The organism is Dietzia sp. E1 (genome assembly GCF_014145015.1).
GTDB lineage: Bacteria > Actinomycetota > Actinomycetes > Mycobacteriales > Mycobacteriaceae > Dietzia > Dietzia cinnamea_A.
Map to the genome: position 1 here is coordinate 1 of NZ_JAALDU010000226.1, position 2,172 is coordinate 2,172.

Genomic DNA, 2,172 nt, shown 5'->3' on the forward strand with positions numbered 1-2,172 from the left:
GACGGGTGGTGGCGGGACCGGGCCGGCGCCACCGGGCGTCTGCTCGACGAACTGGGCGCCGGGATGCCCCGCACCCTCGAACTGCCAGCATCGGCCGGACGACCGGCCCCGGCCGAACCGCACGTCCGCGCGGCCGCCTTCGGCTGGGTCGCCCGCGCACACGCCGTGATCGAGGGCGCCGCCCGGGCAGCCGAACACTCGGGCCCGTTCGTGGTGCACCGCGCGCCGGGTTCCGGTGACGACGCGATCGTCGATCTGGCCACCGAGCTGGATGGCGGGCCCAGACGGGTCGTGGTGGTCACGGCCGATCGGGGACTGCGGGACAGACTGCCGGGGAACGTCCTCGTCGTCAGGCCCCGGACCCTCCTCGGGTGACGCGCCGCGGCCTCCGCCGGTAACGCGCCGCGCCCTCCTCGGGTGACGCGCCGCGCCCTCCCGGCTCCCGTCCACCCGTTCCACTCAACGGACCGGTCCCGTCCGCGCGGCGCGCGGGTGCACACTGGTGCGCATGACTGCGTCCGACCGCACGCCCGAGCTCACCCTCGGCCCGCTGCTCCGGTACGTCGACAGCACCGACGCGACTGTGTGGGTCGAGGTCTCCGCCCCGTGCGAGGTGACGATCCGCGCGGGGGACGAGGTGGCCACCGAACGGACCTGGGGCGTGCACGGCCACCACTTCGCGGTGCTGCACCTGTGCCACCTGCGTGAGGGGGAGGAGACGCCGTACACGGTGGAGCTCGACGGCGAGCAGGTCTGGCCGCTCGACCCGGGGAGGCCCAGCGTGATCTGCACGCCGCGCGCGGACGACACCGTGCGGCTGGCGTTCGGCTCGTGTCGGCGCGGTGAGAGCCAGACGCCGGAGGCTCTGCGGGAGATCGGCGCTGACGCGCTGGTGGCGCTGGCGCACCGGATGGCGCACACGCCGCGCCGCGAGTGGCCGGACGCGATGTTGCTCCTCGGCGACCAGGTGTACGCGGACATCCCCAGCCGCGAGATCACCGAGCGCCTCGCCGAGCGCCGCGACGCCGGCCTGGGGCCGCAGTCGGTGCGGGACTCGGCGGGTGCGGGCGGCGACCGCGACGTCTCGGACGAGAGCTGCGACTTCGAGGAGTACTCCTGGCTCTACCACGAGTCGTGGCGGGACCCGGACGTCCGCTGGCTGCTGTCGACCGTGCCGAGCTGCATGATCCTCGACGACCACGACCTGCGCGACGACTGGAACTCCTCGTTCGCGTGGCGCCGCGAGATGACCGCCCAGCCGTGGTGGCGCGACCGCGTGATCGGGGCGTTCTCCAGCTACTTCGTCTACCAGCACCTCGGCAACCTCGCGCCGGACGAGCTCGAGGCGAACGAGACGTACCAGGCCCTGCGTCGCGCCGCCTCGGACGCCGAGCGGGAGCGCCTGCTCGAGGACTTCGCCGTGGCCGCGGACTCCGAGCGCGGCACGGTCCAGTGGAGCTTCAAGCGCGACTTCGGTCGGGTGCGGGTGGTGATGCTCGACGTGCGGGCGTCGCGGCACCTGGATCCGGAGGACCGGCGGGTGATGGACGCCGACGAGTGGGCGTGGACGCGGGACGCGTGCCTGGACGCGGACGTGGACCACCTGGTGATCGGCTCGTCGTTGCCCGCGTTCATGCTGCCGGCGTTGCATCACGTGGAGGGGTGGAACGAGGCGGTGGCGCGTCAGCGCCCGGACATGCCGGTGTCCGCGAGGTTCGGGGAGTGGGCGCGGCGCGCGGTGGACCTCGAGCACTGGGGCGCGTTCCGCAACAGCTTCGACGACCTCGTGGGGCTGCTCACCGAGGTCGCCGCGGGGGATTCACGCCCGGCGCCCGCGTCGATCCTGCTGCTCGGCGGCGACGTGCACTGTTCGTACCTCGAGGAGGTGGAGCTCACCGCGCCGCGGGTGGCGGATTCGCCGACGCGCGTACACCAGCTGGTGATGTCGCCGTTCCGCAACCCGCTGCAGAAGTCGATCCGCGCGGTGAACCGGCTGTCGGTGCGCGAGCCCCTGCCGGCGTTGACGCGTCGCCTCGCGCGGGCGGTGGGCGTGCGCGACCCCGAGGTGCGGTGGCGGGTGTCCGACGGCGTGTGGTTCGACAACGGCGTGATGACCCTCGTGCTGCGCGGCCGCCGCGCGAGGGTGCAGGTCGACCACGCGCGCGTCGAGTG

The 2,172-nt window shown here is 73.8% G+C and carries 1 protein-coding gene and 1 pseudogene; both read left to right on the top strand.

Features of this window, described 5'->3' with window-relative positions; genetic code table 11:
- Positions 1-375: pseudogene (locus tag G6030_RS08595) on the top strand (NUDIX hydrolase); the annotation flags it as partial.
- 133 nt (positions 376-508) lie between these two features.
- On the top strand, positions 509-2,172 hold a 1,664-nt coding region (locus G6030_RS08600; RefSeq protein ID WP_182642848.1), incomplete at its 3' end, for an alkaline phosphatase D family protein.